Source organism: Streptomyces sp. NPDC041068 (assembly GCF_040647455.1).
In the GTDB taxonomy this organism is placed as follows: domain Bacteria; phylum Actinomycetota; class Actinomycetes; order Streptomycetales; family Streptomycetaceae; genus Streptomyces.
This window is the reverse complement of sequence record NZ_JBEZCG010000010.1, coordinates 196,115-221,548: the sequence shown is the minus strand read 5'-3', so window position 1 is coordinate 221,548 and position 25,434 is coordinate 196,115. Positions and strand designations below refer to the sequence as shown.

General features: G+C 71.2%; 24 protein-coding genes. 8 read left to right on the top strand and 16 right to left on the bottom strand.

Annotated features, from left to right (window positions below):
* Positions 1-133: 133 nt before the first annotated feature.
* Genes whiA through AB0B50_RS23945 form a run of 6 tightly spaced genes read right to left on the bottom strand, consistent with a single transcriptional unit; the run spans position 134 to position 6,266 of the window.
* On the bottom strand, positions 134-1,123 hold the full coding sequence (gene whiA / locus AB0B50_RS23970) for a DNA-binding protein WhiA (protein WP_362335382.1): 990 nt from the start codon (positions 1,121-1,123) through the stop codon (positions 134-136).
* On the bottom strand, positions 1,114-2,136 hold the full coding sequence (gene yvcK / locus AB0B50_RS23965) for a uridine diphosphate-N-acetylglucosamine-binding protein YvcK (RefSeq protein WP_362335379.1): 1,023 nt from the start codon (positions 2,134-2,136) through the stop codon (positions 1,114-1,116). Before yvcK ends, whiA begins: the two co-directional genes overlap by 10 nt.
* A complete protein-coding gene (rapZ, locus tag AB0B50_RS23960) occupies positions 2,133-3,068 on the bottom strand; it encodes an RNase adapter RapZ (RefSeq protein ID WP_362335377.1) in 936 nt (311 codons plus the stop codon). Before rapZ ends, yvcK begins: the two co-directional genes overlap by 4 nt.
* Positions 3,065-5,089 carry an excinuclease ABC subunit UvrC gene (uvrC, locus tag AB0B50_RS23955; protein ID WP_362335374.1) on the bottom strand — a complete coding sequence of 675 codons (2,025 nt, stop codon included), beginning with the start codon at positions 5,087-5,089 and terminating at the stop codon, positions 3,065-3,067. Before uvrC ends, rapZ begins: the two co-directional genes overlap by 4 nt.
* Positions 5,090-5,125: 36 nt before the next feature.
* A complete protein-coding gene (locus AB0B50_RS23950) occupies positions 5,126-5,752 on the bottom strand; it encodes a L,D-transpeptidase (RefSeq protein ID WP_362335371.1) in 627 nt (208 codons plus the stop codon).
* The gene (locus tag AB0B50_RS23945; RefSeq protein WP_362335368.1) at positions 5,742-6,266 is read right to left on the bottom strand and encodes a SigE family RNA polymerase sigma factor; all 525 of its coding nucleotides are present in this window, start codon (positions 6,264-6,266) and stop codon (positions 5,742-5,744) included. Before AB0B50_RS23945 ends, AB0B50_RS23950 begins: the two co-directional genes overlap by 11 nt.
* Before the next feature lie 124 nt (positions 6,267-6,390).
* On the opposite strand from AB0B50_RS23945, the gene AB0B50_RS23940 reads away from it, so the two are divergent.
* The gene (locus tag AB0B50_RS23940; protein WP_362335365.1) at positions 6,391-7,359 is read left to right on the top strand and encodes a L,D-transpeptidase; all 969 of its coding nucleotides are present in this window, start codon (positions 6,391-6,393) and stop codon (positions 7,357-7,359) included.
* 71 nt (positions 7,360-7,430) lie between these two features.
* On the opposite strand, the gene AB0B50_RS23935 is transcribed toward AB0B50_RS23940, so the two are convergent.
* Both AB0B50_RS23935 and AB0B50_RS23930 read right to left on the bottom strand, forming a co-directional pair.
* Complete coding sequence (locus AB0B50_RS23935) at positions 7,431-8,276, bottom strand: hypothetical protein (protein ID WP_362335362.1); 846 nt, start codon at positions 8,274-8,276, stop codon at positions 7,431-7,433.
* Between the two features lie 5 nt (positions 8,277-8,281).
* Positions 8,282-8,956 carry a papain-like cysteine protease family protein gene (locus AB0B50_RS23930; RefSeq protein ID WP_362335359.1) on the bottom strand — a complete coding sequence of 225 codons (675 nt, stop codon included), beginning with the start codon at positions 8,954-8,956 and terminating at the stop codon, positions 8,282-8,284.
* Between the two features lie 228 nt (positions 8,957-9,184).
* On the opposite strand from AB0B50_RS23930, the gene AB0B50_RS23925 reads away from it, so the two are divergent.
* Entirely contained in the window at positions 9,185-10,159 is a 975-nt protein-coding gene (locus AB0B50_RS23925; protein ID WP_362335356.1) for a hypothetical protein, read from the top strand.
* Between the two features lie 72 nt (positions 10,160-10,231).
* Here the strand turns inward: AB0B50_RS23925 and AB0B50_RS23920 are convergent, their stop codons facing one another.
* On the bottom strand, positions 10,232-10,660 hold the full coding sequence (locus AB0B50_RS23920) for a Rieske (2Fe-2S) protein (RefSeq protein ID WP_362335354.1): 429 nt from the start codon (positions 10,658-10,660) through the stop codon (positions 10,232-10,234).
* 199 nt (positions 10,661-10,859) lie between these two features.
* Between AB0B50_RS23920 and AB0B50_RS23915 the strand changes: the two genes are divergently transcribed.
* Positions 10,860-11,849 (top strand): carbohydrate kinase, encoded by a 990-nt coding sequence (locus AB0B50_RS23915; RefSeq protein ID WP_362335352.1) that lies wholly within the window; start codon positions 10,860-10,862, stop codon positions 11,847-11,849.
* Between the two features lie 14 nt (positions 11,850-11,863).
* On the opposite strand, the gene AB0B50_RS23910 is transcribed toward AB0B50_RS23915, so the two are convergent.
* Positions 11,864-12,712 (bottom strand): hypothetical protein, encoded by an 849-nt coding sequence (locus AB0B50_RS23910; protein WP_362335349.1) that lies wholly within the window; start codon positions 12,710-12,712, stop codon positions 11,864-11,866.
* Between the two features lie 95 nt (positions 12,713-12,807).
* Positions 12,808-13,665, bottom strand: coding sequence for a helix-turn-helix transcriptional regulator (locus AB0B50_RS23905; protein WP_362335346.1), 858 nt, complete (start codon positions 13,663-13,665; stop codon positions 12,808-12,810).
* Between the two features lie 100 nt (positions 13,666-13,765).
* Here AB0B50_RS23905 and AB0B50_RS23900 point away from each other — a divergent pair, with 100 nt between their 5' ends.
* Positions 13,766-14,395 (top strand): YceI family protein, encoded by a 630-nt coding sequence (locus AB0B50_RS23900; RefSeq protein ID WP_362335343.1) that lies wholly within the window; start codon positions 13,766-13,768, stop codon positions 14,393-14,395.
* A 117-nt stretch (positions 14,396-14,512) separates the two neighbouring features.
* On the opposite strand, the gene AB0B50_RS23895 is transcribed toward AB0B50_RS23900, so the two are convergent.
* A complete protein-coding gene (locus AB0B50_RS23895) occupies positions 14,513-15,277 on the bottom strand; it encodes a crotonase/enoyl-CoA hydratase family protein (protein ID WP_362335341.1) in 765 nt (254 codons plus the stop codon).
* A gap of 144 nt (positions 15,278-15,421) precedes the next feature.
* Entirely contained in the window at positions 15,422-18,535 is a 3,114-nt protein-coding gene (gene uvrA, locus AB0B50_RS23890) for an excinuclease ABC subunit UvrA (protein ID WP_362335338.1), read from the bottom strand.
* A gap of 222 nt (positions 18,536-18,757) precedes the next feature.
* Between uvrA and AB0B50_RS23885 the strand changes: the two genes are divergently transcribed.
* Together AB0B50_RS23885 and AB0B50_RS23880 are read left to right on the top strand one after the other, a co-directional pair.
* A complete protein-coding gene (locus AB0B50_RS23885) occupies positions 18,758-19,441 on the top strand; it encodes a maleylpyruvate isomerase family mycothiol-dependent enzyme (protein WP_362335335.1) in 684 nt (227 codons plus the stop codon).
* Between the two features lie 10 nt (positions 19,442-19,451).
* Complete coding sequence (locus AB0B50_RS23880; RefSeq protein ID WP_362335332.1) at positions 19,452-20,108, top strand: MBL fold metallo-hydrolase; 657 nt, start codon at positions 19,452-19,454, stop codon at positions 20,106-20,108.
* Positions 20,109-20,130: 22 nt separating this feature from the next.
* Here the strand turns inward: AB0B50_RS23880 and aroQ are convergent, their stop codons facing one another.
* A complete protein-coding gene (gene aroQ, locus AB0B50_RS23875; RefSeq protein ID WP_362335329.1) occupies positions 20,131-20,595 on the bottom strand; it encodes a type II 3-dehydroquinate dehydratase in 465 nt (154 codons plus the stop codon).
* Between the two features lie 83 nt (positions 20,596-20,678).
* On the opposite strand from aroQ, the gene AB0B50_RS23870 reads away from it, so the two are divergent.
* A complete protein-coding gene (locus tag AB0B50_RS23870; RefSeq protein ID WP_362335326.1) occupies positions 20,679-21,728 on the top strand; it encodes a S66 peptidase family protein in 1,050 nt (349 codons plus the stop codon).
* 103 nt (positions 21,729-21,831) lie between these two features.
* Positions 21,832-23,178, top strand: a complete 1,347-nt coding sequence (locus AB0B50_RS23865) for an MFS transporter (RefSeq protein WP_362335323.1) — start codon at positions 21,832-21,834, stop codon at positions 23,176-23,178.
* 44 nt (positions 23,179-23,222) lie between these two features.
* Here the strand turns inward: AB0B50_RS23865 and AB0B50_RS23860 are convergent, their stop codons facing one another.
* Together AB0B50_RS23860 and AB0B50_RS23855 are read right to left on the bottom strand one after the other, a co-directional pair.
* The gene (locus tag AB0B50_RS23860; protein ID WP_362335320.1) at positions 23,223-24,323 is read right to left on the bottom strand and encodes an ionic transporter y4hA; all 1,101 of its coding nucleotides are present in this window, start codon (positions 24,321-24,323) and stop codon (positions 23,223-23,225) included.
* Positions 24,324-24,386: 63 nt separating this feature from the next.
* On the bottom strand, positions 24,387-25,388 hold the full coding sequence (locus tag AB0B50_RS23855) for a TerC family protein (protein ID WP_362335317.1): 1,002 nt from the start codon (positions 25,386-25,388) through the stop codon (positions 24,387-24,389).
* Positions 25,389-25,434: the final 46 nt, after the last annotated feature.

The window sequence follows — 25,434 nt, the reverse complement described above, 5'->3', positions numbered from 1 at the left end:
TACGGCGGGTGAAGGCGTGCGGGGCGGGCATGCGAAAGCCGCCGGTGCCCTGTGGGACACCGGCGGCTCGTGAGACGTACGGGACGGGATCCGGCCCTCAGCCCGCCCCGGTCCGACCCTCGGTCCGGCCCGGTCAGACCGCCATGTTGTCCGCGAGCTCCTCGGTCAGGTTGGACTCCGTACCCGGAATGCCCAGGTCCTGGGCCCGCTTGTCGGCCATGGCCAGGAGGCGGCGGATGCGGCCCGCGACCGCGTCCTTGGTCAGCGGCGGATCGGCGAGCGCGCCCAGCTCCTCCAGGGAGGCCTGCTTGTGCTCCATGCGCAGGCGCCCGGCGGCCGCGAGGTGCTCGGGCACCTCCTCACCGAGGATCTCCAGGGCGCGCTGCACGCGGGCACCGGCGGCGACGGCCGCGCGGGCCGAGCGGCGCAGGTTCGCGTCGTCGAAGTTGGCCAGGCGGTTGGCGGTGGCGCGCACCTCGCGCCGCATCCGCCGCTCCTCCCAGGCGAGCACCGACTCGTGTGCGCCCAACCGGGTGAGCAGCGCGCCGATCGCGTCGCCGTCACGGACGACCACGCGGTCCACGCCGCGCACCTCGCGGGCCTTGGCGGCGATGCTCAGCCGGCGCGCGGCACCGACCAGCGCGAGCGCGGCCTCCGGACCCGGGCAGGTCACCTCCAGGGAGGAGGAACGGCCGGGCTCGGTGAGCGAGCCGTGCGCGAGGAACGCCCCGCGCCAGGCAGCCTCCGCGTCACAGGTGGCCCCCGAGACCACCTGCGGCGGCAGACCGCGGATGGGGCGGCCGCGGCCGTCCACCAGACCCGTCTGGCGGGCCAGCTGGTCGCCGCCCGCGACCACGCGGACGACATAGCGCGAGCCGCGCCGCAGCCCGCCGGGGGCCATCACGATCAGCTCCGAGCTGTGCCCGAAGATCTCCAGGATGTCCCGCTTGAGCCGCCGTGCGGCCATCGCGGTGTCCAGCTCCGCCTCGATCACGATGCGGCCGCTCACCAGGTGAAGGCCGCCCGCGAACCGCAGGATCGCCGAGACCTCTGCCTTCCTGCAGCAGGTCCGGGTGACGGGGAGCCGGGAGATCTCGTCCTTCACCGCTGCCGTCATCGCCATGGGCCGATCCTTCCATGCATCCGAAAAATACGGTCGTACGCGGCTGCCAGGAGCTCCGGATCGTGCCTCGGAGTCCCGTCGGGCCGGGCCACGGGCGCCAGCTCGACCGTGGCACCGAGCCGCTTGGCGGCATCGGTCAGGGACTCACGATCGGGCACGGCGGCCTCGTCGGCCAGCACCACGTCCAGGGCGAGTTTAGGGGCGTGTCGGGCCAAAACCTCCAAATGACGCTGCGGAGAGAAGCCTTCGGTTTCTCCCGGTTGCGGGGCGAGGTTGAGCGAGAGGACCTTGCGGGCCTTCGTCTCGGTGAGCGCGTCGAGCAGTTCGGGGACCAGCAGGTGCGGGATCACCGAGGAGAACCACGACCCGGGGCCGAGCACCACCCAGTCCGCGTCGAGGACGGCGGCGACCGCCTCGGGGACGGCCGGCGGATCGTGCGGCACGACGTGCACGGACTGGACCTCGCCGGGGGTGAGGGCCACCGTGGCCTGCCCGCGGACCGTGTCCACGTCGTCCGGGCGCTCGGGGTCGTGGCCCTTGACCAGGGCCTGGAGCTCCAGCGGAACGGCCGACATGGGCAGCACGCGGCCCTGCGCGCCGAGCAGGCGGCCGACCAGGTCCAGGGCCTGGACGTGGTCGCCGAGCTGTTCCCACAGGGCGACGATCAGCAGATTGCCGACCGCGTGCTCGTGCAGGTCGCCCTTGGACTGGAAGCGGTGCTGGATGACGCGGGCCCAGGTCTGGCCCCAGTCGTCGTCGCCGCACAGCGCGGCGAGCGCCTTGCGCAGGTCGCCGGGCGGCAGCACGCCCAGCTCGTCGCGCAGGCGCCCGCTGGAGCCGCCGTCGTCGGCGACCGTGACGACGGCGGTGAGGTCTCCGGCTCCGGTGATGCGGCGCAGCGCGGCGAGCGAGGCGGACAGGCCCATGCCCCCGCCGAGCGCGACCACCTTCGGCTGGGTGCCCCGCTTGCGGCCCAGCCTGCTCAGGCGGACGGTCCGGCGGTTGGGCTTCATTCGCGCCCCATGTCCCGGTGGACGATGACGGTCTCCACGCCCTCGGACGCCAGGCGCGCCGCGAGCTTCTCCGACATGGCGACGGAGCGGTGCTTGCCGCCCGTACAGCCGACCGCGATCGTCACGTAGCGCTTGCCCTCGCGGCGGTAGCCCGCGGCGATGAGCTGGAGCAGCTCGGCGTACCTGTCGAGGAACTCCTTGGCGCCGGGCTGGTTGAAGACGTACGCCGCGACCTCCTCGTTCAGGCCGGTGTACTGGCGCAGCTCGGGGACCCAGTGGGGGTTGGGCAGGAAGCGCATGTCCACGACCAGGTCGGCGTCGACCGGCAGGCCGTACTTGAAGCCGAAGGACATGACCGTGGCCCGCAGCTCGGGCTCCTCCTCGCCCGCGAACTGGGCGTCCATCTTCGCGCGCAGCTCGTGCACGTTCAGGCTGGAGGTGTCGATGACCAGGTCGGCGTCGCCGCGCAGCTCGCGCAGGAGGTCGCGCTCGGCCGCGATGCCGTCGACGATGCGGCCGTCGCCCTGCAGCGGGTGCGGGCGGCGGACCGACTCGAAACGGCGGACCAGGGCCTCGTCCGAGGACTCCAGGAAGACGATGCGCCGCGTGACGTTCTTCGACTCCAGCTCGGCGAGGGAGTCGCGGAGGTTGTCGAAGAAGCGCCTGCCGCGTACGTCGACGACGACCGCGATGCGTGCGACGTTGCCCTGCGAGCGGGCGCCGAGCTCCACCATGGTGGGGATCAGCGCGGGCGGCAGGTTGTCGACCACGAACCAGCCGAGGTCCTCCAGGCACTTGGCCGCCGTGCTGCGTCCGGCGCCCGACATGCCGGAGATGATCACCAGTTCGGGGATCGCCGCGTCCGGTACTCCTGGCGTCTCGATCGCCGTGCCCGCACTCACTTGCTCTCCACCTTCGTCGTGCTCGCTCATGTCTCCTGCCCCCGTCGTTCCTCCGAGGTGCCCGCGGTCACGGGCTCCTCCTCTTCCATGATCTCTCCGGTCGCCGTGTTCACGGCGGGTGCGGCGGGTGCCGCACGGGCGAAGGCCGCCACGACGGCCTCGGCCGTCTTGCGCCCCACGCCCGGAACCTCGCAGATCTGGTCGATTGTCGCGGATCGGAGCTTCTTCACCGAACCGAAGTGCTTGATCAACGTCTGTTTGCGCGCGTCGCCGAGGCCCGGCACCTCGTCCAGGGGGCCCGCGCGGAAGCGCTTGGCCCGCTTGACCCGCTGGTAGGTGATGGCGAAGCGGTGCGCCTCGTCGCGTACCCGCTGCAGGAGATAGAGACCCTCGCTCGTGCGCGGCAGGATCACCGGGTCGTCCTCGTCGGGAACCCAGACCTCCTCCAGGCGCTTGGCGAGGCCGCAGACCGCGATGTCGTCGATGCCGAGCTCGTCCAGGGCCCTCTTGGCGGCCGCGACCTGCGGCTGGCCGCCGTCGACCACGACGAGCTGGGGCGGGTAGGCGAAGCGCTTGGGGCGGCCGTCCTCCTCGGTGGGCCCGGTGTCGGCGATCTCACCGGTCTCCTCGTCGACCCACTCCCCCGACTTCTCCTTCTCGGCGAGGTAGCGCTTGAAGCGGCGCGTGATCACCTCGTGCATGGAGCGCACGTCGTCCTGGCCCTCGAAGCCCTTGATCTGGAAGCGGCGGTACTCGCTCTTGCGGGCCAGGCCGTCCTCGAAGACGACCATCGACGCCACCACGTCGTCGCCCTGGAGATGCGAGATGTCGTAGCACTCGATGCGCAGCGGGGCGCTGTCCAGCTCCAGGGCGGCGGCGATCTCCTCCAGGGCGCGGGAGCGGGTCGTCAGGTCGGAGGCGCGCTTGGTCTTGTGCAGGACGAGGGACTGCTGGGCGTTGCGCGCGACGGTCTCCATGAGGGCCTTCTTGTCGCCGCGCTGCGGGATGCGCAGCGAGACGTTCGCGCCGCGGCGCTCGGTCAGCCACTCCTGGACCGGCTCTATGGGGTCGGGCAGCGCGGGGACGAGCACCTCCTTGGGCACGGCGTCGCCCCTCTCCTCTCCGTACAGCTGCTGGAGCGCGTGCTCGACGAGGTCGCCGCTGGTGACGGCCTCGACCTTGTCGGTGACCCAGCCGCGCTGACCGCGCACGCGTCCGCCCCGGACGTGGAAGATCTGCACGGCGGCTTCGAGTTCGTCCTCGGCGAGGGCGATGAGGTCCGCGTCCGTGGCGTCGGCGAGGACGACGGCGCTCTTCTCCATCGCCTTCTTGAGGGCCTCGATGTCGTCGCGCAGGCGTGCCGCCCTCTCGTACTCCATCTCCTCGGCCGCGTCCGTCATCCGGCGCTCCAGGCGGCGGATGTACGTCCCCGTGCGGCCCGCCATGAAGTCGCAGAAGTCCTCGGCGAGTTGGCGGTGATCCTCGGGGGTGATGCGCTCCACGCAGGGCGCCGCGCACTTGCCGATGTAGCCGAGCAGGCAGGGGCGGCCGGTGCGCGCGGCGTTCTTGAACACGCCCGCGGAGCAGGTGCGGACGGGGAAGGCGCGCAGGAGGAGGTCGACCGTGTCGCGAATCGCCCACGCGTGGCCGTAGGGACCGAAGTAGCGCACGCCCTTCTTCTTCGCTCCGCGCATCACCTGCACGCGCGGGAACTGTTCGTTCATCGTCACGGCGAGGTACGGATAGCTCTTGTCGTCGCGGTACTTGACGTTGAACCGGGGGTCGAACTCCTTGATCCAGGAGTACTCCAGCTGGAGCGCCTCGACCTCGGTGGTGACGACCGTCCACTCGACGGAGGCGGCCGTCGTCACCATGGAGCGCGTACGCGGGTGGAGATTGGCCAGATCCTGGAAGTAGTTGGCCAGGCGCTGACGCAGGCTCTTGGCCTTCCCGACATAGATCACCCGGCGGTGCTCGTCGCGGAATTTGTAGACCCCCGGGGCGTCGGGGATCTGTCCCGGCTTGGGGCGGTAGCTGGAAGGGTCGGCCATGTCGGACAGCCTACTGGCGAGGTCCGACAGCGCGGGTCAGCGTCCGGATCCGCCGGCGGTGACGGCGATGACGTCGCCCGGTTCGAGCCGGTCGTGGAGCCACCGGGCGTCGTCGGGGCGCAGGCCGATCCAGCCCCTGGTGATGTCCCTGGTGCCGGGGGCCTTCTCGTCGTAGGTCATGGCGACGACGTAGTTCGTCCCGCCGTCCGGGGTGCGCAGCTCGATCACCCAGGGCAGCTTCAGGTCGTACTCCCCGCCGAGGCCGAAGTCCCCGGCGGGCATGCGCTTTTCGCGGTGCGTGGCGACGACCGTGAGGCGGCCGGTGGGCGTGGGGTGCTGCGTGGTGCCTCCCGAGACGGGGAGTTCCCTGCCCCCGACGGTCATCCGGCGCCGGGACAGGTCGACCGTGGCGGCGGGCTTTCCGGTGCCGTCCGTCGCGACGGGGGCGGGGCGCTCGCGGGTGCGGTCGTCGGAGCCGGACAGCAGCCCCGCGGTGACGGTCGCGGCGACGGCGGCGGTGACCAGGGCCGCTCCCGCGTACGCGGTACGGCGACGGCGGCGGCGCACAGTGGCCCTGCGGCGGATCTCGGCTCCCGCGACGGGGGCCGGGCTCTGGTGGTCGGCCGCGAGGTCCTTGAGCGCGGAGGTCAGGTCATCGGACACGGCCACCCTCCTTCGCGCTCCGCTCGTCGCCGTCGTCGTCCCGCTCCGCGGCCAACCGCTCGGCGAGCGCCGCCCGGCCGCGCGAGAGGCGGGCCTTGACCGTGCCCACGGGCGAGCCGGTCTCGGAGGCTACCTGCTCCACGCTGAGGTCGCACAGGTGGTGCAGGACGACGGCCGTGCGCTGCGCGTCCGGGAGCGTGCGCAGCGCCTCCACCAGGGCGGTGTGCTCGGGTCCAGGGCCGGGGACGCGGTCGGCGGGCGGGTTCCTGCGCACCAGGTCGAGCCAGCGCCTGGCCCTGCGCCAGCGGCTCACGGCCAGGCGCATGGCGACCGTGCGGATCCACGCCTCGGGCGCCTCGTCGGCGAGGAAGCTCTGCCGGCGGTCCCAGGCCCGTACGAACGCCTCCTGGACCACGTCCTGCGCCTCGCCGTGGTCACCGGTCAGGGCGTACAACTGGCCGACCAGGCGCGGGAAGGCGGAGGCGTAGAACGCGTCGAACTCGTCCTCCGTCATGCCCCCGCGCCCCCGTCCGGCCGTGCCGGATCACGTGATCGGAAATTCCTGGGATTCGTCTGCAACCTGCCGCCTCTGGCGTGCGTACAGGTCGCGTACATCGAAACACAGCCCAGGGGGACCGATGACCACAGGAATCAGGACGAGGCGCAATGCGCGCGTGTGGGGGGCGGCGGCGCTCTGCTCGGCGACGCTCTGCTCACTGGTGCTCGCGGGCTGCTCCGCGGGGGCCGGGCAGGACGGCGGCGCGGCCGACCCGAAGCCCGCGACGACGGCGGCCGACCGCGGGGCGTCCGTGAAGGAGAAGGAAAAGGCGAAGCCGAAGCCCGTCGTGGAGCCCGCCGCCCTCGAGGGCGCGCGGATCAACGTCTCCGAAGGGCAGACCGTCGGCGTCGGCATGCCGGTGTCGCTCACGTTCGACCGCCCCGTGCCGGTCGCGGAACGGGCCGCGGTCGAGCGGCGGTTGAAGGTGACGGCCGGCCCCGGGGTGAGCGGGTCGTGGAGCTGGGTCAAGGACCGCAATCTGCACGACGGGCAGCGTGTGGACTACCGGCCGCGCGAGCCGTGGAAGCCCGGCACGAAGGTCACCGTCCGGGTGGGCGCAGGGACCACTCGGACGTTCGAGGTGGGCCGTTCGCTCGTCGCCACCGTGGACGTGCGCACCCACACCATGACCGTGGTGGAGGACGGCAGGACGCGCCGCGTGAAGGTCACGGCGGGCGCCGCGGGCATGGACACCTGGAACGGCACGATGGTCGTCCTCGACAAGCAGTCCCGGGTGCTCATGGACTCGCGGACGGTGGGCTACGGAAGGGCGTACAAGGACTACTACAACTACGCGGTCCACCTGACGACTTCGGGGACCTACCTCCACGAGAACCCGAACGCGAACGCCGCCGCGGGGGAAAGCAACGTCACGCACGGCTGCATAGGCCTGGCCACGGACGGGACGGCACGCCGCTTCTACGAAGCCGTGATCCCCGGAGACATCGTGCGGGTCGTCGGCTCCAAGGAGACCGTGGCGGCGGGCAACGGGTACGGCGGCTGGAACGTCGGCTGGAAGGAGTGGCGTGCGGGCAGCGCCCTGAGCTGACGTCCCGGTGCGCGACTGACGCTCCGGTGTGCGCGAGCGGCGGCCGGTGTCCCGGCCGCCGCCCTTCGGGGTCAGCTCCGGCGCCGCGCCGTGCGGCGCCGCATCAGTGCCGTACCGGAGATGCCGAGAGCGAGCAGGGCGCCCGCGCCGGCTATCGAGGAGGCCACCGTGACCGGGCCCTGCACGGATCCCACGGACTCCTTCGCGGGCTTCTCGGTGCCGTAGCCGCCCGCCTTGCCCGACTTCTCGTACGCGGAGCCGGGCAGCTTGTCGCCGTACGCCTTCTGGACGCGCTTGCGGTAGGCGGCGACCGAGGTGCCCTCGGCGCCCACGGCGCGCACCGCATCCTTGTCGAGCGGCAGCACGCGCGCGTGGGCATCGTCCCCGTCGGTCCGGACGTACCAGGCGTTGATCTGCGGCTCGTGGAAGACGGTGCCTCCGGGGGACTTCTGAGCGCCCACGCGCGCGTAGTGGGTCTCGTCGTCCCCGGTGGCGATGTTCACGACCTGCCAGGAACTGCCCTGCTTCACGGTCCACAGGGACGCTTCCTGGCCGTCGGAGGAGACCGCCTTGCCCGCGAGGAACTCCAGGCGGGCGATCGGCGCGTCCTTCTTGCCCGCGACGAACTCCGGGGAGAGGTAGTACACGGGCACGCTCCCGCCCTCGATCCGCGGGTCCGCCGCGGACCTGCTGACCGCGCCCTCCCGCGCGAAGAAGCGGGAGAGCGTGTCGAGGGTCTGCGGTGCCGTGGCCGCCTTGTGCGCGGCGGCGCGGGAGGCCGCGGAGGGTGCCGCGGGGCCTGAGTCCGCGGAGGCGGCGGGGGCCGCGAGGCCGAGCAGGAGGGTGGCTGCCGAGCCGGCGAGCGCGGCCTTGACCAGGTGGCGGGGAACCAGGTTGCGGGGAAGGTGACGGGTCATCGCTCTCACGCCCCGATCCGGTAGAGCGAGTGGGTCCAGGAGAAGGTGTTGTTGTCGACGTACCAGGCGTGCGAGGCCCAGTTGTAGCGGTCGCTGGAGGGCCAGGGGTCGCCCCAGTAGACCCAGCTGTTGGCGTCGTCGTAGCCGTAGATGACGTGCATGTGGCCGCCGCCGTTGGACCACTGGATCCGCGTCTCGACCGGGCGGCCCGCATCGATCTCGGCCTTCACGGTCGGGTAGCGCAGCCAGCCGGTGACGTACGAACCGGGGTTGATGCCGGCCCAGCGCAGGCCGTTCTGCACATTGCCGAGCGTGGCCTGGTTGTTGGGGCACTCGGTGTTCTGGTTGCGCCCGAAGGCGGCGTTGCAGAACTGGTTCTGGCTGTAGTTGCGGCCCAGATACGTCGCGATGGTGTTGCCGGCCGCGGCCCAGCACCAGTTGGTCTTCTGCTGCGCCTGCATGGTGATGTTCAGGCGCTTGGCGGCCAGGACGGACGGGTCGGCGGCACTCGTGCCGTTCGCCGCGGGCGCGACCGCGGCGACGGGGGTGGATGCGGGGGCGAGCGGGGCCGCCGTGGCCGTGGCCGTCGGCGCGACGAAGAGGGCTGCTGCGACGACGGCGAGCGCGGAGAGGTGTCTCCGTCTGCCTGTGCCGCTCCTCCTGCTGTGTGGTTGGCGCATCGCGTTCCTCCCAAGCGGGGATGTGGGGTGTGGAGGACCGCGTCCGGACGCTGCGATTGAGCATCGAGTGTTGTCGAGTGCAGGTCAACAAGCTTCAATACGGCATTACTTGGCCCGTGAACGACGTCGTACAAATGTGAACATGGGCCGTACGCCGACCTGGCACCCCGCTTTCACCGGCATGAACGCCGGGGCAACAGAAGTGAACGTTCACAGAAGGAGTCCGCATTGCGGCACGCCACACGACTCGCGGACGAGCACAACGAAGCGGATGAAGAGGGCGAGCCCTCGGCGGATCTGGAGGCCGCGCTGCGCACGGGACCGTTCCACGTGGCGCTGCGCACCGCGATCGCCGCGCGCCGGCTGCCCCTGCAGCGCATACGCCACCACCTGGCCCGGCAGGGGGTCAATGTCGGCGTGACGAGCCTGAGTTACTGGCAGCAGGGCGCCCGCCGTCCCCAGCGCGCCGAGTCCCTGCGGGCCGTCCGCGCCCTCGAAGAGATACTGCAGCTCCCCGAGGAGTCGTTGATCCGCCTCCTCGTCCAGCCGTCCGACCGCGCCGACCAGGAACGGCCCGCCGCGCGCTCGTACCGCTCACTGGTGGAGGCGGCCGACGTGCTGCGGTCCCTCCTCGCCGAGCTCGACTCCCCCGTCGACGGCGGCCTGCACACCATCGGCCACCACGAGCGGGTGCGGATCGGCGCGCTGCGCGAACTGGTCGGCCGCGACTCGCAGCACGTCGTGCGCGCGCACCGGGACGGCGTGGACCGCTATGTGGCCATCCACTACGGAGACCCCGGCTGCGCCCCCGACCTCGTCCGGGTGCGCGCCCTGGAGAATTGCCGTACGGGACGCGTGCGATGGCACCAGGGGACGGGCGTGCTGGTCGCCGAGCTGCTCTTCGACACCCGTCTGCGCGCGGGCGACACCCACCTGTTCGGCTACGGCTTCGAGGACGGCACGGCGGGGGTGGCCACCGAGTACGTGCGCGGCTTCACCTACGCGGGCGGGCAGTACGCCCTGCAGGTCCGCTTCGACGGCCAGGCCCTGCCCGTACGCTGCCACCGCTTCGCCCAGCACTCGGCCGCGGCCCCGCGCGGCGGCCGGCAGGAGCTGACGCTGAGCGGCAGCCACCGCTCGGTGCACCTGGTGGAACCGCAGGTGCGGGCGGGAATTCTGGGGATCGCGTGGGACTGGGAGTGAGCGGGGCCTCTGGAGGGGCGGCCAGGCCTTCTTCTGTGGGGGGGCGGCCAGGCCCTCTTTTGAAGGGGGCCTCTAGGCCTTCTTCTCGGGGCCCGCGATGATCTTGCCGTTCTCCACCTTCACCGGCAGCTCGGCGAGCGGGCTGACGGCCGGCTCCTTCAGCACCTCGCCGTTCGTGGCGTCGAACTGGCTGCCGTGGCACTGGCAGATGAGCTTGTGCCCCTCCAGCTTGTTGATCGGGCAGCGCGCGTGGGTGCAGATCGTGCTGAACGCCTTGTACTCGTCGTCGGAGACCCGGCTGACGACCACGTTCCGGTCCGTGTACAGCTTCGACGCGCCGACCTTCACGTCGTCGGACTCCCCGAGGTCCACCGGCGCCGTCGGCGCCGACCGGGAGCCGCCGTCGCCGCCGGACGAGCAGGCGGTGAGCCCGAGCCCGACGGCCGGGGCGAGAGCGGCGGCCCGCAGCACGGTGCGACGGGCAGGAGGCGTGCCGGACATGGTGTCTCCACAGGTCAGGGGCATCGGTGACGGATCAGACCATACCGGTGCGAGGCTCCGTGACCGTGTCGGGCGCGGGCGTGCCCGAGTGCCGCCCGCTCCGGGCCGAGGCCCCGCGCACGGCCTAGCCTGAACGGGACGCCGCGCCCACGTGCGGCGCCGTGAGCCGAGCCCAGGCAGCGCCCGAGAGGAACCACCCGTGATAGTCGTCGCCGGAGAGGCCCTGATCGACCTCGTTCCGCAGGATGCGCGGGAGGCGCAAGAGGCGCAAGAGGCGCAGGGCGTGCAAAGGTCCGACGCGCAGGGGCCCGGCGCACAGGGGCCCGGCGGCGGCGCGGGTCTGGCCACGCTCGCGCCGCGCCTCGGCGGCGGCCCCTACAACACCGCCGTCGCGCTCGGCAGGCTCGGTTCTCCCGTCGCCTTCTGCTCGCGCGTGTCACGGGACGCGTTCGGCGATGCGCTGCTCGGCGGACTGCGGGCCGCGGGCGTCGACCTGTCGTACGTGCAGCGGGGCCCCGAGCCGACGACGCTCGCCGTCGCCTCGATCGACGCGGACGGCTCGGCCGGGTACTCCTTCTACGTCGAGGGCACGGCCGACCGGTTCTTCGAGGTGCCCTCCGAACTCCCCGACGGGGTACGGGCGATGTCGTTCGGCACCTGCTCGCTCGCCTTGGAGCCGGGCGCGAGCGCGTACGAGGAGCTGATGCGCCGCGCGTCCGCTCGCGGCGTCTTCACGACGCTCGACCCGAACATCCGCGCCGGTCTGATCCCCGACGCGGACGCCTACCGCGCCCGGTTCAAGAGCTGGCTGCCGTCGGTCACGCTGCTCAAGTTGTCGCAGGAGGACGCCGATTGGCTCGGCGGCACCCCGCACGAGTGGCTGGCGGCGGGGCCCGCTGCCGTGGTCGTCACGCGCGGCGGAGACGGCCTGTCCCTGTACCCGCGGGGCGGCACGGAGCTGCGCGTACCCGGCGAGCGCGTCGACGTGGTGGACACGATCGGCGCGGGCGACACGGTCAACGCGGCTCTGCTGCACGGCCTTTCGGCGCGCGACGCGCTGTCGGCGGAGGCGCTGGCCGGGCTCGACGCCTCGGCTCTCGCCGACGTCCTGCGGTTCGCTGCGCGGGCGGCGGCGGTCACGTGCTCACGGGCGGGCGCGGAGCCGCCGTACGCGGCGGAGCTCGACTAGGTCAACCGACCAAGTCACCCCACGGCTGCCGAGGGCGGCACCTGTTGGGCAGGTACGCGGAACACCGCCACGAACGACTCCGGCGCGACGCAGCGGACCCCCTCGCCGCCCACCGGCTCCGGGACCATGCGCTTCTCGGTGATGCGCAGCACGGCACCGGTGTGCCGGCAGCCCTGGACGACGTACGCGAACAGGCGTTGTCCCGCGCCGCTTTCGGGCAGGTCCTCCAGTTCCGGTCGGGAGCCCTTCCGCTCCTCGGGCAGCCCGTCCAGGAAGTCCCGGAGCTGGTCGGGCTGGCTGACCTCCGCACCGCGCGGCCGTGCCGCCTCGCGCAGCGGCGCGAACGCGATCTGCTCCGCGGGGCCCGGCGGTCCCGGCGAGGTACCGCCGATGCGCACGTCCTCCGGCGCCTCGTCCCGCGGTACGGCGAACACCGCGATGGCACTGTACGGCTCCGTACAGGTCTGACTGGTGGTCGTGTCCGTCAGGCGCACGGAGAAGCCCGTGGGCTCGGCGTAGGTCAGTACCGCCGAATCCCCCTTCGTACAGGCCGTGCTCCACATGAAGGCGATGAGCGCTTCGGTGCGGAAGTCCCGTCCGGCGAGATCGGATTCGACGTCGAGGCGGGGGAACCAGCCGCTGAACGCCGTCACGTCGTGGCGTGAGCGCAGCACCGTCCGCACGGAGCTGCCGCGCACATGAGTGCCCGACTCGAAGTGGACGAGGGAGGCGCCTTCGAAGCGGGGGTCCGGCCGGTGGCGCGTCGGAGGGCCCGCGTCCCCGCTCACCCAGATGAAGATGACCGCGACGGTACACACGGTCGCGAGGAAGGCGACCAGGGCCCTCGTCCAGTATCGCTTCATGGGGAAGGGACGCCCGAGGCCTCGGGGCCGGTTCCTCGGCAGTCCGGAGGCCCGCCGGGGTCAGCCGTCAGTCGTCAACCGTCAGCCGTCAACCGTCAGCCGTTGACGGCGTGCAGGCCGCCGGGCCTGCGGCCGTTGAGCCGGTCGAGGGCCGCCGACGTGGCGTCGTCGGCGGGTACGTAGACGATCAGGCGCTGCGGATCGACGTCGGGCAGCGCCAGCGTCTCGTACGAGAGGCGGAGGGCGCCCGCCTCGGGGTGGGCGATCGGTTCGACGCCGGTGCGCCGGGGCAGCGTGGGCGCTCCGCTGAGGCGGTCGGCGAACGGGGCGCCCGCCATGACCGTCAACTCGTCGGTGAATCCCCGCACATGGGGGTCGTCGAGCATGGACTCCGTCTTGAGGTGTCCGACCAGGTCGTCGGCGAGGCGGTCCCAGTCGGCGTAGGCGGCGCGGGCCCGCTCGTCGGTGAACACGAACCGGGCGAGGTTGGGCCGCTCACCGTCCAGTACGCCGAGCGGTGCCGCGATCCGCCGGTACCCCTCCGTGCAGGCGAGGACGTCGGCGAGGCGGTTGAGCAGGACGGCAGGCGTGGGCTCCAGGCTGTCCATGATCGCGCGCACGGTGGGGCGCACCGAGTCCGCGGGGGGCACGGCCGTCGGGCAGCAGGGGTTGCCCGCGCCCATCTCCTTCTCCAGACGGCGCAGATGGATGCGCTCCTCCATGCTCAGGCGCAGCGCGTCGGCGAGCGCGCCGAGCACCTGGGCGGACGGGTGGCGGTCCCTGCCCTGTTCGAGCCGGGCGAGGTACTCGACGCTGATCCCAGCGAGGGTCGCGACTTCGGAGCGGCGCAGTCCGGGCGTGCGGCGGCGGGGGCCGCTGGGCAGCCCGACCTCGGTGGGTGTCACGGCCTCCCTGCGCGTACGCAGGAAGACGCCCAGCTCGTTCTCGCTCACGGTGCGAACGTATCAGCGGGCGCCGCGCGGATCGTGGCCCTGTCACTACCAGTCTCGGCTCGGCCTTCCTCGGCCGCGGGGAGCGCCGCAAGGTGGGCGCATGACTCTCGAATCGACTGACACGAACGCAACCGACTCCCCCGCCGCCTCCGACTCCTCCACATCCCCCGCCTCTCGCGCCTCTTCCACCGCCCCCGCGCTGCCGCTCACCGCGGGCGTCTGGGAGATCGACCCCTTCCACTCCGCGGTGAACTTCTCCATCCGTCACCTCGGCATCTCCAAAGTGCGTGGCCGCTTCACCGACGTCCAGGCCGAGTTGGTGGTGGGCGAGAGCGCCGAGGCCTCATCGGTGACCGCGACCATCGCGCTGGCCTCGATCGACACGGGCAACAAGGACAGGGACGCGCACGTGGTCGCCTCCGACCTGCTCGACGTCGAGAAGCGGCCGACGATGACCTTCCGTTCGACGCGGATCGAGGGCGCGGGCGAGGAGTGGTCCATGGAGGGCGAGTTGGCCATCGGCGACGTGACCAGGACGGTGACGCTGGCCGTGGAGTTCGGCGGCGTGCAGGGCTTCCCCGGCCATGACCGCAGGCACGCCGGGTTCGAGGCGTCGGGCGATATCCGCCGCAGCGAGTTCGGCCTCGACTTCGCCCCCGGCCTGCTCGGTGAAGTGGTGAAGATCCAGCTGGACATGCAGTTCCTGGAGCCCGAGGCGGAGCAGGGCTGAACCTCGGGAGCCCACGTACGAAGGGGAGCAGGGCTGAACCTCGAGAACCCACGTACGAAGGGGAGCAGGGCTGAACCTCGGGAGCCCACGTACGAAGGGGTGGGCATCGGCACGCCCTCAGTGGTCCGTGAAAACCCCGTGCCGACCCGCTCCCGCGGCGAAGCGGGCGGCACCCTCGGCGGCATGGGCCAGCGAGTGCAGGCCGTGCCCCAACTCGACCGCCATCGCCTCCTGTTCGGGCAGTCCGCCCTGGTCGAGCACGGAGAGCCGGTCGCGCCGCAGGCAGGTCTGCGGGAACGCGGCGATCTCGGCGGCGAGGCGCTCGGCCGCCGCGCGCGAGGTGCCGGGGGGCACGGTGCGGTTGACCAGGCCCATGCCGAGAGCCTCCGCGGCGCCCACGGGGCGGCCCGTCAGGATCAGGTCGAGGGCGCGGCTCTCACCGATCAGCCGGGGCAGCCGCACCGTCCCGCCGTCGATGAGCGGGACGCCCCAGCGGCGGCAGAACACCCCGAGGACGGCATCCTCCTCGGCGACGCGCAGGTCGCACCAGAGGGCGAGTTCGAGGCCGCCCGCGACGGCGTGCCCGGAGATCGCCGCGATCACGGGCTTGGACAGACGCATCCGGGACGGGCCCATGGGGCCGTCCCCGTCCTTGGTGACCACGTTGCCGTCCGGGGTGCCGATGGCCTTGAGGTCCGCGCCCGCGCAGAAGGTGCCGCCCTCGCCCCACAGGACGGCGACGGAGGCGTCGGGGTCGGCCTCGAAGTCTCGGAAGGCCTCCGCGAGGGCGCGGGCGGTGGGCCCGTCGACGGCGTTCCGCGCGGCGGGGCGGGACAGGACGACGGTGGTGACGGGGCCTGCGCGTTCGCTGCGTACGGGCATGGGACAAGCCGACCATGGGAACGGGGCGCCGGACAAGGGGGGTTCGGGTCGGCGGGGTCGTACGCCCCGTGCGTACGACGCGTACGACGCACGAGCGCCCCGCCCCTGGTGAGGGGCGGGGCGCTGCGGTGTGCCGAAGGGGCGTCAGGCCTTGCGGGCCCGCGTCGTCCTCGTGGCGGTCGCCTTCTTGGTGGCGGCCTTCTCGGCGGGGGCCGCCTTCTTCGCGGCAGCTGCCTTCTTCGTGGTGGCCGCCTTCTTCGGAGAGGCGGCCTTCTTGGCGGTGGTGTCCGCCTTGACCGTCGCCGTCTTCTTCGTGGCCGTGGCGCTCGCCGCCACGGCCTTCTTGGCGGCGGTCTTCTTCGCCGGGGCCTTCTTGACCGGCTTGCGGCCCTGCGAGGGCAGCGCGTCGCTGATCCGGTCCGCCGAGATGATGTCCCGCAGGAACTTGCCGGTGTGGCTGGTCGGCACTCCGGCGACCTCCTCGGGGGTGCCCTCGGCGACGACCAGACCGCCGCCGTTGCCCCCCTCGGGGCCCATGTCGACGACCCAGTCCGCGGTCTTGATGACGTCGAGGTTGTGCTCGATGACGATGACCGTGTTGCCCTTGTCGACCAGGCCGGAGAGGACCGTGATCAGCTTGCTGATGTCCTCGAAGTGCAGACCGGTGGTCGGCTCGTCGAGTACGTAGACGGTCCGGCCCGTGGAGCGCTTCTGGAGCTCGGAGGCCAGCTTCACGCGCTGGGCCTCGCCTCCGGAGAGGGTGGGCGCGGACTGACCGAGGCGTACGTACCCGAGGCCGACGTCGTTGAGCGTCTTCAGGTGACGTGCGATGGCGGGCACGGCCTCGAAGAAGCCGAGCGCCTCCTCGATGGGCATGTCGAGGACCTCGGCGATGGACTTGCCCTTGTAGTGCACGTCCAGCGTCTCGCGGTTGTAGCGCGCGCCGTGGCACACCTCGCACGGGACGTACACGTCCGGGAGGAAGTTCATCTCGATCTTGATGGTGCCGTCACCGGAGCAGTTCTCGCAGCGACCGCCCTTGACGTTGAAGGAGAAGCGCCCGGGGAGGTAGCCCCGCACCTTCGCCTCGGTCGTCTCCGCGAAGAGCTTGCGGACGTGGTCGAAGACTCCGGTGTACGTCGCCGGGTTCGAGCGGGGCGTGCGGCCGATGGGCGACTGGTCCACGTGCACGACCTTGTCGACCAACTCGTCGCCGTCCACGCGCGTGTGGCGGCCGGGAACGGAACGGGCGCCGTTCAACTCCCTTGCCAGGTGCGTGTACAGGATGTCGTTGACGAGGGTCGACTTGCCGGAGCCCGAGACGCCCGTGACCGCCGTAAGGACGCCCAGCGGGAAGGAGACGTCGATGTCCCGCAGGTTGTTCTCGCGGGCGCCGTGCACCGTCAGCCGACGGGAGGGGTCGGCGGGGCGGCGCACGTCCGGGACCGGGATGGACTTCTTGCCCGAGAGGTACTGCCCGGTGACCGACTTGTCGTTGGCGAGCAGTTCCTTCATGGAGCCGCTGTGCACGACCTTGCCGCCGTGCTCGCCCGCGCCGGGGCCGATGTCGACGACCCAGTCGGCGACCTTGATGGTGTCCTCGTCGTGCTCGACGACGATGAGGGTGTTGCCCATGTCGCGCAGGCGTACGAGGGTCTCGATCAGGCGGTGGTTGTCGCGCTGGTGGAGACCGATGGAGGGCTCGTCCAGTACGTAGAGCACGCCGACCAGGCCGGAGCCGATCTGGGTGGCCAGGCGGATGCGCTGGGCCTCGCCTCCGGAGAGGGTGCCCGCGGCGCGGTTCAGCGACAGATAGTCCAGGCCGACGTCGACCAGGAAGCGCAGCCGCTCGTTGACCTCCTTGAGGACCCGCTCGGCGATCTTCTTGTCGCGGGCTCCCAGCTTCAGCTCCGCGAGGAAGTCCGCGCAGTCGCTGATGGACATCGCGGAGACCTCGGCGATGGACTTCCCCATGACCGAGACGGCCAGGACGATCGGCTTGAGGCGGGTGCCCTCACAGGTGGGGCAGGGCACCTCGCGCATGTAGCCCTCGAAGCGCTCGCGGCTCGCGTCGCTCTCGGCCTCGCTGTGGCGGCGCTTGACGAAGGGGACGGCGCCTTCGAAGGCCGTGGTGTAGACCCGCTCGCGGCCGTAGCGGTTGCGGTAGCGGACCTCGATCTGGGTCTTGTGGCCGTACAGGAGGGCCTTCTTGGCGCGCTGCGGCAGTCCGGCCCAGGGCATGTCGGTGGAGAAGCCGAGGGCGTCCGCGAGGGCGCCGACGAGGCGGCCGAAGTAGTCCTTGGTGTGGCCGTGCGACCAGGGGTGGATGGCGCCCTCGTCGAGCGACTTGTCCTCGTCCGGGACGATCAGCTCGGGGTCGACCTCCATGCGCGTGCCGATGCCGGTGCAGTCCGGGCAGGCGCCGAAGGGCGAGTTGAAGGAGAAGGAGCGGGGCTCGAGCTCCTCGAAGGACAGGTCGTCGTACGGGCAGTAGAGGTGCTCCGAGTACATGCGCTCGCGCTCGGGGTCGTCCTCGGGGAGGTCGACGAAGTCGAGCACGACCATGCCTCCGGAGAGGCCGAGTGCGGTCTCCACGGAGTCGGTCAGGCGGCGCTTGGCGGAGTCCTTCACCGTGAGGCGGTCGACGACCACCTCGATGGTGTGCTTCTCCTGCTTCTTGAGCGTGGGCGGCTCGGAGAGCTGGATCGTCTCGCCGTCGACCCGCGCGCGGCTGTACCCCTTGGTCTGCAGGTCGGCGAAGAGGTCGACGAACTCGCCCTTGCGCTCGCGCACCAGCGGCGACAGGACCTGGAAGCGGCTGCCCTCGGGCAGCTCGAGGACCTTGTCGACGATGGCCTGCGGCGACTGCCGGGAGATGGGCCGGCCGCACTCGGGGCAGTGCGGCTTGCCGATGCGCGCGAAGAGCAGGCGCAGGTAGTCGTAGACCTCGGTGATGGTGCCGACCGTGGAGCGCGGGTTGCGCGAGGTCGACTTCTGGTCGATGGAGACCGCCGGGGAGAGCCCCTCGATGAAGTCGACGTCGGGCTTGTCCATCTGGCCCAGGAACTGCCGGGCGTAGGAGGACAGCGACTCGACGTACCGCCGCTGGCCCTCGGCGAAGATCGTGTCGAACGCGAGCGAGGACTTGCCCGACCCGGAGAGACCGGTGAACACGATGAGGGAGTCACGCGGGAGGTCGAGCGAGACGTTCTTGAGATTGTGCTCGCGCGCGCCACGGACGATGAGACGGTCGGCCACGCCGGTCCGCACCTTTCTTGAGAGTGGTGACAGGGGCAAAACCCCCGTCGTTCACAGACTAGGGCGAGCCACTGACAACGCCGGGCTGCTTCCTTGGTTCACAACAAACCCGGGCCATCAAGAATGCCCGACGCCGCCGTCGACCTTATAGCACGTGCATTCGATTTACGGGGCCGCCCCGACACCTTCACCCGAACGTGTGGCGCGGCTATCGTCGACCGCATGATTGATCATGTGCGCGACCTGGCGTCTGTACGTGACGCGACCGACCGGCTGCTCACCGCAGCCACGAAACTGAACAACGATTCGATCGCCGAACCGTCACGGCTTCCGGGCTGGACCCGCGGCCATGTCCTCGCCCACCTCGCGCGGAACGCGGACGCACTGGTGAACGTCCTCGCCGGGCGGCCGATGTACTCCAGCGCCGAGGCGCGGGACGCGGACATCGAGCGGGACGCCCCGCGCCCGCCGGCCGCGCAGCTCGACGACGTACGCGAGAGCATGGCCCGCTTCGAGGCGCAGGCCGCCGTCCCCGCCGACTGGTCCCGCACGATCGAGATGCGCAACGGAGTCACCGACTCCGCGTCGCGGGTCCCGTTCCGGCGGTGGGTCGAGGTGGACCTGCACCACGTCGACCTCGACATCGGGTACGAACTGGAGGACCTCCCCGAGGAGTTCGTGCAGCGCGAGATCGCGTTCCTCGCGGCGCGGTTCACGGGCAACGCCGGCGTCCCGCCCACGCGGATCACGGACGGCACGCACGCGTGGAGCACGGGTCGCGAGGGTGAGCCGGAGGTCGTCGTCTCCGGGCCCGCGCCCGATCTGGTCGGCTGGCTCGCGGGGCGGCGCGACGGCTCCGCACTGACGGCCGAAGGGGGCCTCCTGCCCGCCCTGCCCCCGCTATAGGCTGGCGCACATGACGTACAGCGGAGCGGTGAAGGTCGGCGGACCTGCGGATGTGCACGAGCTGCCGGACCTGATGATTTCCAAGGTCGCCGTCGGGCCGATGGACAACAACGCCTACCTGCTGCGCTGCCGGGCGACCGGCGAGCAGCTGCTGATCGACGCGGCGAACGACGCCGAGACGCTCCTGACGCTGATCGGTGACGACGGCATCGCGTCCGTCGTCACCACGCATCAGCACGGCGACCACTGGCAGGCGCTAGCCGCCGTCGTCTCGGCGACCCGCGCGCGGACGTACGCGGGCCGGGCGGACGCCGAGGGCATCCCCGTGCCGACGGACGTCCTCGTCGACGACGGCGACACCGTGAAGGTCGGCCGGGTCGAGCTCACCGCCCGCCACCTGGTGGGTCACACCCCGGGCTCGATCGCGCTGGTCTACGACGACCCGCACGGCCACCCGCACGTGTTCACCGGCGACTGCCTCTTCCCGGGCGGCGTCGGCAACACGTGGAAGGACCCGAAGGCCTTCGCGAGCCTCATCGACGACGTCGAGACGAAGATCTTCGGGACCCTGCCGGACGAGACGTGGGTCTATCCCGGCCACGGCAACGACACGACGCTCGGCACCGAGCGCCCCCACCTCGGCGAGTGGCGCGCGCGGGGCTGGTGAACCGAGGGGGTGCGCGGGCGCGTCAGGCGCGGGCGGCGACCAGTGCCGCCACCCGTTCCACCGCGAACGCGTACCCCTGCACGCCGCAGCCCGCGATGACGCCGTCGGCGCGCTGCGAGACGTAGGAGTGGTGCCGGAAGGCCTCGCGCTGATGGATGTTGGAGATGTGCACCTCCAACACCGGCATCCCGTCACAGGTGTTGAGCGCGTCCAGGATCGCGACGGACGTGTGGGAGTAGGCCGCGGGGTTGATGACGATGCCCACGTGGTGCTCGCGCGCCTCGTGGATCCAGTCGACCAACTCGCCCTCGTGGTTGCTCTGTCGCAGGTCCACGGTCCCGCCGTGCGCGGCCGCCGCCTTGGCGCACAGGGCCTCGACGTCGGCGAGGGTGTCCGTGCCGTAGATCTCGGGCTGACGAAGACCCAGCAGGTTCAGGTTCGGGCCGTTCAGGATCATGATCGGGGCGGTGGCGAGGCTGCGCGTCATAAGGGAGGTCTATCACGCCTCCCGCGCGCGGGAGGCCGCGTAAGTCAGGTGCGCCCTCCATAGCGCCCGCCTACGCTCTCGGCATGATCGTCGAACCCGTGTACCCGCCGAAGCCGTCCCCCGGGGACCGCGTCGCCGTGCTCTCACCCTCCAGCGGTCTGCCGGAACTCTTCCCGCTCCCCTACGAGCTGGGCCTGAAGCGACTCCGCGAGGACTTCGGCCTCGAACCCGTCGAGTACCCCACGACCCGGAAGATGGGCGCGACGCCGCAGGAGCGCGCCGCCGACATCCACGCGGCGTTCGCCGATCCGACGATCAAGGCCGTCATCGCGAGCATCGGCGGTGACGACCAGATCACCGTACTCCCGCACCTCGACCGGGAGTTGATCCGCGCGAACCCGAAGCCGTTCTTCGGCTACAGCGACAACACCACTCTGCTCGCGTACCTGTGGCGGTCGGGCATCGTCGGCTACCACGGCGCGACCGTCATGTGCGAACTCGGCCGCCCCGGCGCGATGGCGCCCGCGACCGAGGATTCGCTGCGCGCCGCGCTGTTCACCTCAGGGCCCTACGAACTGCGGCCGGCGGAGCGGTTCCGCGACATCGACCTGCCCTGGGACGACCCCGCGACGTTCGCGCAGGAGCCGCCGACCGAGCCGGCGGGCGGCTGGCTCTGGCACGGCCCCGAGAGGGTCGTGGAGGGCCGCTCCTGGGGCGGCGAGCTGGAGATCCTCTCCTGGCTCCTGATGGCGGACCGCGAGATCGAGCGGGACCTCTCCGCGTACGACGGGGGTGTGCTGTTCCTGGAGACCTGCGAGGAACTGCTCAGCGCCGACCACGTGTTCCGCATCCTGCGCACCATGGGCGAGCGCGGTCTCCTCCAGCGCTTCCCCGCCCTCTTGATGGGACGCGCCAAGGCCTGGTCCTTCGCCCGCCCGCAAGAGGCGGACGCGAAGGCCGCGCACGCGCGCGAGCAGCGCGAGGCCGTACTGCGGGCACTCGACACGTACGCGCCCGAGACCATGGCGGTCTTCGACGTGGACCTCGGGCACACCGATCCTCAACTGGTCATCCCCTACGGAGGAATCGTGCGGGTCGACGGACGCGAGCGGCGCATCACCGTGACGTACTGACGAAGGGGACGCACTGGCGAGGGGACACCCTGAGGAGAGGACGCACCGAGGAGGGTCGACCACCTCTGCGTAACTGGTCGTCACTGTGGGTAGTTGACGCGGCATGCGCAAGACCGACCCCCCGAACCAGACCGACCCTCCGCACCGGACCGATCCCCTGCCCCCGACCGCCCCACCGTCACTTCCGCGCCTCGTGGCCGCCTCCCTCGCCGGGACCGCCATCGAGTTCTACGACTTCTTTGTCTACGGGACGGCGGCCGCACTGGTCCTGGGGCCGCTGTTCTTCCCGACGTTCTCTCCGCTGGCGGGCACACTCGCCGCCTTCGCGACCTTCGGAGTGGGCTTCGTGGCGCGCCCCCTCGGGTCCGTCGTCTTCGGGCACATCGGCGACCGGCGAGGACGGCGGCCCGTACTCATCGCGTCGCTGCTCCTGACCGGCCTCGCCACGGTCGCCGTCGGCTGCGTGCCGACGTACGAATCGATCGGGATCGCCGCTCCCCTGCTGCTCCTCGTGCTGCGCTTCCTGCAGGGGTTCGGGCTCGGCGGCGAGTGGGGCGGTGCCGTGCTGCTGACCGCGGAGCACGCACCGGCCGAGCGGCGCGCGCTGTGGGCGAGCTTTCCGCAGATCGGGCCAGCGGTCGGCTTCCTGCTGGCCAACGGCATCATGCTGGCCCTCTCCGCACTGCTCACCGACGCGCAGTTCGCGGCGTGGGGGTGGCGGGTGCCGTTCTGGGCGGCGGGGGTCCTCGCGGTCGCCGGTCTCGCGCTGCGCACCTCGCTCGCGGAGAGCCCGGACTTCCTGCGCCTGAGTGAGCACGCGCGCGTGCCGCTCGCCGAAGTGGTCCGCGGGCACTGGCGGTTGGTGCTCCTGACGGCGGGCGCGCTCGCGGTCGGGTACGCGGTGTTCTACGCCGTGACGACCTGGTCCCTCGCCTACGGAGTGGAGCGGCTCGGGGTGAGCCGCACCGTGATGCTGGCCTGCATCATGGCGGCCGTGGTCGTGAAGGGCGCCCTGACGCCGCTGGCGGCCATGCTCGGCGACCGGTACGGACGGCGGCCGCTGTGTCTGATCGGATGCACCGCCATCGCGCTCTGGATGTTCCCGATGATCGCGCTGCTCTCGACCGGGCAGCCGCTGCTGATGTTCTCCGGGTTCCTGGTGGCGATGCTCGCGTTCATCACGATGTTCGCCGTGATCGCCGCGTATCTGCCGGAGCTGTACGAGCCGCGGGTGCGCTGCACGGGCGCCGCGGTCGGCTACAACCTCGGCGGGGTGCTCGGAGGGGCGCTCACGCCGATCGTGGCGACTGCGGTGGCGCAAGGGGACGGGACGCCGTGGGGTGTGGCCGCGTATCTGTCGGGCATCGCGCTGCTGAGCCTCGGGTGCTTCGCGCTGCTTCCGGAGACGCGGCCGGTCAGGGCCGTCGAACCGGTGGCGGCCACGGGGTGAGCGACAGGGCGTACGCCTGACTCTCGGGGATCGACCGCGTACGCCTACGGATTGATCGCCAGCTCCAGATACGCCGCGAACAGCACCAGGTGGACGCCGCCCTGAAGCGGTGTCGCGCGCCCCGGCACGACCGTGAGCGTGCCGACGATCACCGTGAGGACGAGCAGCACCATGTGGGTCGAGCTCAGGCCCAGCACGAGCGGCCCGGACAGCCACACGGAGGCGATCGCGACGGCCGGGATGGTCAGGCCGATGCTGGCCATCGCGGAGCCGAGGGCGAGGTTCAGGCTGGTCTGCACGCGGTCGCGGCGGGCGGCGCGCACGGCCGCGATCGTCTCGGGCAGCAGCACGAGCAGCGCGATGATCACGCCGACGACGGCATGCGGCAGGCCGGCGCTCTCCACACCCGACTCGATCGTCGGCGAGACGCCCTTGGCGAGGCCGACCACGCCGATCAGCGCGAGCCCGAGCAGCCCGAGGCTGATCATCGCCTGCCGGGACGAGGGGCCCTCGGCGTGGCTGCCGGCGTCGATGACCTCGCCGTGCTCGGTGAGGGGCAGGAAGTAGTCGCGGTGCCTGACGGTCTGGGTCGTCACGAACAGGCCGTACAGGATGAGGGACGCGACCGCCGCGAAGGTGAGCTGGGCCGTGGTGAACTCCGGGCCCGGCTTGGTGGTGGTGAACGTCGGCAGGACCAGGCAGAGCGTGGCCAGGGTCGCGACGGTCCCGAGGGCGGCGCCGGTGCCCTCGGGATTGAAGACGGCGACGCGGTGGCGCAGGGAGCCCACCAGGAGGCTGACGCCGACGATGCCGTTGCAGGTGATCATCACGGCGGCGAAGACGGTGTCGCGGGCGAGCGTGGAACTCTTGTCGCCGCCGTCGGCCATCAGGGTGACGATCAGCGCCACCTCGATGATCGTTACCGCGACCGCGAGGACCAGCGAGCCGAAGGGCTCGCCGACGCGATGGGCGATCACCTCGGCGTGGTGGACGGCGGCGAGGACCGAGCCCGCGAGGACCAGCGTCACCAGGGCGACGATCAGGCCGGGCAGACTCCGCCCCCAGGTGAGAGCGAGGAGTACCACCGCGAGGATCGGCACCGCGGCCGTCCATTGCATGCCGAGCGCCCGGAGCCGAGTGACCATGACTCGATGCTGCCCCGGGCGCTTGGGTGTCGCTACTTGGTGCTCGGTGTGCGCTTGGTGCCGTCAGGCCTCGATGCTGTCCTTCGAGGCGTCGCCGGCGGCAGCGGCCTCGGCCTCCTTCGCCGCCTGCTTCTTCGAGGCGATGAGGCTGGTGATCGTGGTGATCACCAGGACACCGCAGATCACGGAGAGCGAGAACGGGATGGAGATCTCCGGGACGTTCACGCCGTTCTCGTGCAGGGCGTGCAGCACGAGCTTCACGCCGATGAAGCCGAGGATCACCGACAGGCCGTAGCTGAGGTGGACCAGCTTCTTGAGCAGCCCGCCGATCAGGAAGTACAGCTGCCGCAGACCCATGAGGGCGAAGGCGTTGGCGGTGAAGACGATGTACGGGTCCTGGGTGAGGCCGAAGATCGCCGGGATGGAGTCCATCGCGAAGAGCACGTCGGTGGTGCCGATGGCGAGCATGACGACCATGAGCGGCGTCATGATCTTCTTGCCGTTCCGCTGGACGAAGAGCTTCGTGCCCTCGTACCGGTCGGAGACGCCGAACTTCTTCTCGATGGACTTCAGGAGGCGGTTCTCCTCCCAGTCCTCTTCCTCCTCGTCGGCACGCGCCTCCTGGATGAGCTTCCAGGCGGTGTAGATCAGGAAGGCGCCGAAGATGTAGAAGACCCAGGAGAAGTTGGCGATGACCGCGGCGCCGGCGGCGATGAAGATCGCTCGCAGGACCAGGGCGATCAGCACACCGAACAGCAGCACGCGCTGCTGGAGATGGGTCGGCACCGAGAACTTCGCCATGATCAGGATGAAGACGAAGAGGTTGTCGACGGAGAGCGACTTCTCGGTGATGAAGCCCGCGAAGAACTCGCCGGACGCCTGGCTCTCGCCCGCGATCATCAGGCCGACACCGAAGAGCGCCGCGAGGACGATCCAGACGATCGTCCAGATTCCGGCTTCCTTGATCGACACGTCATGGGGCTTGCGCCCGATGAAGAAGTCGACCGCGATCAGGGCACACAGACCGAGAACGGTCGCCACCCACATGGTCATAGAAACGTCCACTGCGCCTCCGGCTTCGTACGGCTATTGATCAGCGTCGTCGCTGCCG